The following is an 8,826-nucleotide window of genomic DNA, read 5'->3' as shown; positions in this document are numbered from 1 at the left end:
CCAGTTCTTCCAGTTCAGATCGGTATAAGATGGAAAAAACACAGACCTGTCATAAACATCCGTTGCCCAGTTATTCAATACCACTGCGTTCATTGACCTGATAGCTGTCGCATAACGTTGTGGGGGCAGCCATCCGGTAGTGATCTCCCCGATGAAATAAGGATCCGAAGGAGCCAATGCTGCTTTTACCGCCTCTATAACGGCGGGATAATTTATACTGGCACCCGCATTGGTGGCAAGATTGAGCGGAGTTATCAGTACAACCGGGTGGCCGTCGACCTTGTAGTAATAGTCTTTGCTAAACTGATCTGTGGCAAGCGTTTTCAGTTCATTGATCATCGTGGTTAGTTTGGCGCCTGTCAACGGGGATCCGTTAGTCGCGCCGAGGTGCGCAGTATTATAGTTGATCACCATTTTAACGTTCTGCGTTCTACCATTAACAAAACTCGTCAAAAGAGGGTTGCCTGCTGATGTGCCATTCCAGTTGAATATAAAGAAATCGAGCCCCGCCTGATCTGCCCATTTGCGATGCTGTTCCATGATCGAAGCGGTGAGAGGATTATATTGGCCGAGCACTGGCGTACCGGAATATTTCTTTGCCCATTCGGCCGCGGTATAATTATAATAGTAGGACCCCACAGCAATATTTTCGGTAACAGGCATAGTAGGAATTTCATGATTGAAATCCGGGGGCAGATGTTCATCCTGCTTATTGCATGAAGCAAGTACAAGTATTATCGAAACAAAGAACAGTAATCTCATTACAATGATTTTTTAATTAGTAAGGCAGATAAGGATTTTTAACAATAGGAAGAGCAAACCACAACTTGGTCCACAGGTCGTCCGGGCCATTCAACAACTTTGCTCCTTTTTGTGTTTCACCTGGATTAGTCTGGTACTCGTCCGTAGGATAGATAATTCGTTGAGGAACGTATTTGTAATCCCCATCATAGGTGGCAAACTGAGGCTGAAATTCCAAAAGCCTTGTACGCCTGATTAGTGTCCATGCATCAACTCCCTGGAATGGAATAGCCAGCCAATGTTGCATAATAATCTGCCTGAAATTGTCACCTGCAGGAACATAACTTGAAGCGATACCCAACCAATCTTCAAACTGCGCTTTGCGGCCGGTTGTATCAGATGCGGTCCCCCACATAACGCCGGGAACATTTTTATAGGCTGTTGACTGTGCCGTAGTAAGTCCATATCGGTTAAATGAAGCATCAATACCTTCATAATACAAGGTCTGTGCATCTGGCGACGGCCACCATCCCTTTAGTGCGGCCTCAGCTTTCAGAAAGCAGGCCTCTGAATAGGAAATAAAAACATATTCCGCTTCCATTTTTGTAAACCTGTCGCCGATCTGGGAATAATCAACCTGCTTAAGACCTGTATGAGGATTGGTTTCTCCGGAAGCAAATCCGCCACCCCCGCCATAAGAAATATTCTGCCCAAAATACTTACCCATCTGCGGGCCCTGGGTGGCAGGTTTTGCGTATATACTTATCCGTGGATCATTGTAAGGTAACATGTGATATGTCAGTGATTCGTTCAGCACAGGTATAGTGGCAAGATTGGCTGTGTAGTTATAAACGGCTCTATCGTAAAGCGGGTTCCAGGTGTCACTAGTGGTACCCCAGCTTGCCGCGGCGGTTTCAGCCTGCGTTTTGATTGTGTTAGCCTGATCCTGAAACACCTCTGAAATAACCTGCTGTGCGAGCACCGGATCGCCGTTGGGCGCGGCGTTTGAAATTCGTATCGCAAGCCGAAGCCTCAGGGTATTCGCAAATTTTTTCCACTTAAGTATATCGCCACCATAAACTTTGTCTGCGGCCGCGCTGTATTTATCTCCCGCGGGATCCAGGCTATCCTTCAGGTTTTTCAGGCTTTGGAGCAGAGAAACATAGATGTCTTTTTCGCTGTCGTAAGGAACGGCCGGTTCTCCGTTGAGGGCATTTGTTTTTGGGATGGGTCCCCAGATAGCAACTGCATTGGAATAAATAAAGTCCTGCCAAATCCTGGCGATCGTAACCCTGTTCCGGTAAGCAGCATTATTGCTGTATTTCAGTTCAATTTGTTTCACCGGTTGAAGACAATCGACGTAAAGATTTTTCCAATAAGTATTGTTGGAAGAATTACTATAAGTATAACGCTGAAATTCTCCCTGGAATCCGGAGAAATGATGCGTGTAATTAAAAAACACTACTCTGTTCATTTCCCCCCCATATAGGTTCATAGTTTCGAGTATAGCTGTTGAGAACAGGAAATCGGGATCTACAATTGTTGGATTGTTCGGGTTGGTATTGATTACATCGAAATTTTTCTTACAGGAAAAACAGACTATGCTTATAATAAATAGTTGAATGATTTTTTTCATCACGGGTAGTTTAGAAATTAAGTCTTACGTTAAAACCATAGAGAGCATTTGGAGGAAGCGCACCGTTCTCTATGCCCTGTCCATTCCCTGATGTTGAGGTAGCTTCAGGATCGATTCCTACGGGTGTATTCCGGTGAAAGATTGCCAGGTTGCGTCCTGCGAGTGAAACCCTTGCGCTCTTAAACGGCGTGCGCGCCAGGCTTTTTGGATTGAAGGAATAACCAACTGTTATTTCGCGGAGTTTTATATAAGAGGCATCGAATACCACGAACTCGGCATAATTGGGTCTTGCATACTCATAGTTTTGCGGAGTTACATACCTGGTGTTCTTTGTGCCATCAGCATAATAGGCATCCCATTTGGCACCGCCACTGAGTTCGGAGCCGCTCTCCCCGAAAATTACAGAATGCTTGTAATAATCGTCGCGGCCATATAGTGTTTCTGCTATTACCCCGTTTGTCAGCATCCTTGAATAGCTGCCCGAGTATATCACACCACCTTTCTTAATATCTATCAGGAAATTGAAATCGAAGTTTCCGATCGTAAATGTGTTGTTGATTCCTGCCAGCCAGTCAGGTGCGGATGTTCCAAAAGCCATGTCATCATTTTTTACCAACAGTGAGCCTCCATCCTCAATGAGCATGTTCCCTTTGGCATCACGCGCCACTCCCAACCCTCGCAGGTAGCCGTATGGCTGGCCTACTTCGGCATATACATAAATAAAATTTGAGTTACTGGCAAGCTGGAAGCGGGGAACACCGTCGATAAGTGATATCACTTCCGAATTGTTCCTTGAAAAATTGATGAAACTTTCCCAAGAAAAATTCTTCTTTTGAATGATTTTTCCGCTCAGACTAAATTCATAACCCCAGTTCTGTATCTCACCGGCATTGTACAGTCTTGTAAGGAAACCGCTTGATGATGGCAACTGGGCTGTGATGATCTGGTTAGTGGTTGAGGCCTTGTAATAAGTGGCTGCAAGCGAGATCCTGTTGTTGATGAACTTCAGATCTGTACCAAACTCATAAGACGAAGTTTTTTCCGGCTTCAGTTCCGGGTTGTTCATGGTGGTGGACAAGGAGGCAAGGGTGGCCCCGCTATAAAAACCGTTGAATGAATAGGTTTGATCGAGGCGGTAAGGATCTGTATCGTTACCCACAATCGCATAAGATCCCCTGATCTTTGCAAAGCTTAGGATACGATTGCTGAACTTCAACATATCGCTAAGCACAACTGTACCACCAACTGATGGATAGAAATAAGAATTGTTGTTGGCCGGCAAGGCCGAAGACCAATCATTGCGGCCGGTGATGTCCACAAAGGCATAGTTTTTATAGCCCACTGATAGTGAAGCATAGGCCGAATTAAGTTTTTTATTTCTTTGGAGCTGGCTAATCACCGGGGGTTCCTTTGCATTTGACACATTGATAAGTCCCGGCTGCAGCATTGAATTGATCCTTTGTTCACGCTTTTCGAAATTTGAAATAAAACTGTTCACACCAACATTTCCAATGAAAGAAAAATCATTGATTTTTTTATTCACCGACAAAATAGCCTCCAGGTTAAAATTCTGCTGTTTTGTATTAAAGGTTCGCATGAACCCGTCGGGGTTACTGGCTATGATGGAACCGATATTATTGAATTCGAATCCCTCCCACCAATATATATCTGCACCTGCACGCCCGATCAGTTTTATACCCGGGGCAATATTGAGCTCAGGATTGAATGAAGCAATCACCCTGTCCTTTACATCCCTGTTCGGATTTTCATTGATGGTCCAGTAAGGATTGCTAAAGTTCCGGTGAGTTCCAATCTCCTTTCCGGTCAGCGGATCCTTGTAAGGCTGGAGCTCAGCAAGGTCTGTACTCCTTGCCATGTGAGTGTAGAGGTTCGTCGGGTTACGCCCGTTGGAATTTGAGTACTGCCTGTTATCTACAATATCTCTTATATAATTGATCTTGGTATCAAAACCCACATACTTGTTAATGGTGTTCTGCAACCTGAGGTTTATCGAGTGCTTTTGGTTTTCATTAAACCCATCTACCACGCTCGTTCCATTATAATTGGTGTAAGAAAAACGATAAACCGTATTAGCACTTCCTCCTTCGATCGCTATTGCATTAGTCAACAGTCTTGCGGTCTGATAAAAATCCTTAACGTTATCGGGTTGCGGCACATAAGGTTTTACGTTGCCATCAAGTGCTACATAAGGCTGACCCATCATTGGAGATCCCCAGCTTCTGTAATTCTGTATTGCACGGGGGATACGGCTTGTGGGATCAATAGCGAAGTTGGTTCCCACACCATAGGCATTCTGGTATTCAGGGAATTCGGTAAGCGTTTGAAACATCACACTTGAATTAAGGGAGACTCTGAATTTTACCGAACCTTTTTTGGTGGTGATAAGAATAACCCCGTTAGCTGCCCTTGACCCGTAGAGAGCGGAGGCATTCGGCCCTTTTAATACCTGGATGCTTTCGATATCTTCAGTATTAAGATCAGCGGCATTGTTGCCATAGTCGATGCTGCCTGCATCACCGGAACTATTGTCGATCGGCATACCGTCAACTACAAAGAGCGGTTGGTTGTTACCTGTCAGCGAATTGTTTCCCCTGATCACAACACGAGCGGAGCCGGTATTGAATCCCGGGGGGATCACTTGCAGACCAGCTACTTTACCTGACAACGCATTTAAGAAGTTCGTACTCTTTGCTTCATTCATGGCATTCACATTCACGCCCTGCTGGCTATAGCTAAGTGCGCGAGCCTCACGCTTAATACCAAGGGCGGTAACTACAACTTCACCCAACTGACCGTCTGCGTTTTTTAGCCGGACATTAATAGTACTGCGCCCTGCAATATTTTCTGTCAGGCTCTCTATCCCCACGAAACTGAAAGTAAGCACATCAATACCAACGGGCAGCTTGATCGTATAATCTCCGCGGTCGTTAGTTGTAGCATACACAGACTTGCCGGCAGAAACTGTTACGCCGTACATCGCTGAACCGTCTGCTTCACTGGTAACTTTTCCGCTCACAGCAATGCCCTGGGCAACCACTCGAAATGCAGACGCCACTAAAAGCAGCAGCAATAAAATTTGTCTCATATGCTCAAAAAAAATTTTGCAAAGGTTAGATTACAAAACCGTTTTCCGTTGCCGCTTATGTTAGCATATCATTAACAATTTCTGGAGATTTTGAATTTTAGATATAACATTTAATCCTCTGTTTAAGTGACAGAAGTTTGTAATAAGAAAATATATCTTAATAAAAACGCATGCTTCCCGAAAGTGCAGTAAAATAAAAACCGATTTAGACGAAGATTGTATCAATGCAAAAAAAAGTATTCACTGCAATCCAAACTGAACACCTATTAAACACCTGCTCAAATTATTCTCTCTCTCCAATACAATGCGTCCATTTTCGGTTTGCCCTGGTATTGAACTTATAGGGCCCGTAAGTCCGGGTTGCCGCAGATATACAATGCCGGATGTATTTAACAGGTTAGTGACCTTCGCAAAAATTTTCCAATTCAGGCCTAACTTTTTTTCAAGGGAAAGATCAAGTGTCGTGTATCCTTTCCTCCAGTTATCAAGACCATACCAGCCAGATACATAGTCGATCCGCCGACCTGTATAAGTAAAGGCAAGCTGGGAAAACAGGCCATAACGTTGTAATCTATAGGTAAGTGCCAGGTTGGCCAAATGCATTGATTGACCTTGTAACGGACGTTTTTCCTGCCTGGAAATTGTTATAATGTCCGATGCAGAATTGCCCTGGTCTTCCCTAACCTTCATTTTTTTTGATTGATAAATTTGTGAAAACGTGAGGGTATAATTTGCAGTAATGCCAACAACACCAAAATATTTAACCACTGAAAGTTCCAACCCATAGTTAGATGCTGTGCCAAAGTTCCTCAACTGTTCAGTCAGCTTCATCGCTGGCGTATAGGAAAGACCCTGCTGCGGAATGAGATAGAGTGTGTCATTTGCATTAAGCAATGTTTTTTCAAACGGATCGGCAATGCGTTTGTAAAAAGCGGTGATCTGAAACAAGTCTACTACTTTGGGAGCATATATCTCGTACCTGAGATCCACATTGTCGGCACGACTCCGTTTCAGAAAAGGATTACCAGCTATATTATAATCATCATAGTCCATATTGAAAAAGGTAATATCATACAAAGCCGGCCTGCTGATTGCTTTGAAATAAGATAGTCTTATATTTTGCTGGTTGCTGAGAGTATATTTCAAGTGTACAGAAGGCAACCAATCGTGGTAACTGATAATGATGTCCTTACCATACATGATGCCTGGATCTACAGCAGATGCCAGGTGTTGTATAGTTTGTTCTTCACGCAGGCCTGCTGTAATATCCATTTTTTTTACCTGGAGTTTGGCTTCTGCATAAAAAGCGATAATGTTTTCCCTGGCTGTATAAGTTCCTGAAGTATTAACCGTACCCAATGGATTTTGCGGACCATTGTTGTTGAGCCACTGCGCACCATAAATATCAGTGAACGGTTGCCCGTTTCCGTTAGTAATGGATGGGTTAAATATGTAATTGTTATAAAAATTATCCCGGTTCCGGAACCTGAGTAATGTGCCTCCAACGATTTCCATTTTTTGTTTAAGTAAAGAGGGCTTATAATGCAGGTTCCAGTAAATATCCTTTTCTTTTTCTGTATTGTGCAGCCAGATCCGGTTAAGCGTTCCCAGTAATACAGGGGTTTGATTGACTATGCCATTGGCACCTTGTATACGTCCTGTATTGGCAGATAACTCGGCCCAATCCGGATAGCTGCCGAAGGCGTTGGAATAGGAACCAGTCCAGTCCATAATCCAATCCCTGCCAAATTGGTGCGATCCATGCAGATCCAGGTGATAGATATTCTGTAAATGTATCCTTGAACGCTGGAACAATGCAATCCTGCCTGTGCCCGGGCCGGAACGTCCTTCAGACAAACTTGTATCAATGGCACTGCGGCTTTCAATATCAGTCTTGGTGATGTAGAACTGTGACAACCGGAGCTTATTCCTTTCATTTGGAATATAGTCCGCCTGCACGTAAATATTTTTGCGAATGCTGTTAGTTGAATATTCGCGTTTAATGAAATCAGTGATACCAGGAATATTTCCGGCCTGGGGTTCATTGTTTTGTGTGATGAGCAAACTGTTGGACCCGGTTCTTATCTGCTGCATGCCTGCAAATGCGATTACACCAAGTTTTTTTTTCAGGAAACGTTTGCCCCAGGATATATTACCCTGCAGATCTGGTAAGGGATGTATCTGATCAAATGACAAATTGCCTTTTGAGAAATCATTCCCTGTAGCCTGGTAAGAAGCATCGTGTAATTCATATGGCGACTTGTATTGTACCGCATGTCTGTTGAAAGAAAGAAAAGGCCGCTGCATGAATATCTGGCTATAGCCTGTAGACAACTGCACAGAAAATACCGGTGATGAAGGAACCTGCCTTGTTACAACATTCACCATGCCTCCAATGGCATTACCTTCCATATCGGGTGTCAGGGTTTTATATACTTCAATATGATCTATACTTACGGAAGGAAATATATCCAGTGGCAGGTAACGATTGCGGTCGTCAGAACCAGGCATCGCTATACCATTTACTACCGTTGTGCTATACCTGGGATCCATACCACGGATAATCGCTTTATTAGCTGTGCCGGTTTCATCGCGGATCACTGAAACACCACTAACGCGCTGAACAATATCAGCGACAGTCAAATCGGAAGAGTGCTCTATAGCCTCCCGCGAAATAATATTCATAATTGGAATACTATTCTTTTCTAACAGCCTGCCACGGTTTCCTGACGTCGGATCAATATTGGCAGTAATCATAACCTCTGCCAGGCTCTTGCTGAGCATTGTTAATACCGGAAGAACTATCACAGATTGTTGATCTCCCACCGAAAAAAGAAGGCTGTCGGTTTTAAAACCAACAGCCGTAGTTATCAATGTATAGTTGCCAGCAGGTACTTTATGAAATACAAAAAAGCCATCTCTGTCCGTTACCGCCCAAAAGTGGGTACCCGCAATTCTTACAGAAGCAGCACTTATTGGTGTAGAAGGTTCACGACCCTTTACATATCCCCTGATCGTTGCTGCAGACGAAGGGAGAAGCCAGCCCAATATAAAAATATAAAGACAGGTCAATGAGCGACACACAACTATCAATGTTGATTTCCCGTATGGTTAGACTGAAATGCGCCTATATCTGCTCCTGGTACTGTGATTTCTGTAGCCCCAAAAACAGGATCCAATTTCACTACGCCATATGGCTGGAATCCGGTAAACCCTTTACCAATCGCGGGAGAATTTGACTGCAGGTGAAAATCGTATGCACCTACAAAATCATTGGCAATAAAATCAAATCCTGAAGGTACCGGTAAAGTATACTTTACAAACTTAGGGTTATTAGCGCCAG

Annotated in this window: 5 protein-coding genes; all 5 read right to left on the bottom strand. The window is 43.8% G+C overall.

Features of this window, described 5'->3' with window-relative positions; genetic code table 11:
* Nucleotides 1–762, bottom strand: a 762-nt coding sequence (locus VK664_RS22525) for a glycoside hydrolase family 71/99 protein (RefSeq protein WP_461400965.1), incomplete at its 3' end; no start/stop codon positions are given.
* Between the two features lie 16 nt (nucleotides 763–778).
* Nucleotides 779–2,377 (bottom strand): SusD/RagB family nutrient-binding outer membrane lipoprotein, encoded by a 1,599-nt coding sequence (locus tag VK664_RS22520; RefSeq protein WP_461400964.1) that lies wholly within the window; start codon nucleotides 2,375–2,377, stop codon nucleotides 779–781.
* Between the two features lie 10 nt (nucleotides 2,378–2,387).
* Complete coding sequence (locus VK664_RS22515) at nucleotides 2,388–5,483, bottom strand: SusC/RagA family TonB-linked outer membrane protein (protein WP_461400963.1); 3,096 nt, start codon at nucleotides 5,481–5,483, stop codon at nucleotides 2,388–2,390.
* 240 nt (nucleotides 5,484–5,723) lie between these two features.
* Nucleotides 5,724–8,531 (bottom strand): TonB-dependent receptor, encoded by a 2,808-nt coding sequence (locus VK664_RS22510; RefSeq protein WP_461400962.1) that lies wholly within the window; start codon nucleotides 8,529–8,531, stop codon nucleotides 5,724–5,726.
* 41 nt (nucleotides 8,532–8,572) lie between these two features.
* On the bottom strand, nucleotides 8,573–8,826 hold a 254-nt coding region (locus VK664_RS22505), incomplete at its 5' end, for a hypothetical protein (RefSeq protein ID WP_461400961.1).

The organism is Flavitalea sp. (assembly GCF_035489435.1).
Classification (GTDB): domain Bacteria; phylum Bacteroidota; class Bacteroidia; order Chitinophagales; family Chitinophagaceae; genus DATHKG01.
The sequence above is the reverse complement of the archived record's forward strand: the minus strand, read 5'-3'. Positions and strand labels throughout refer to the sequence as shown.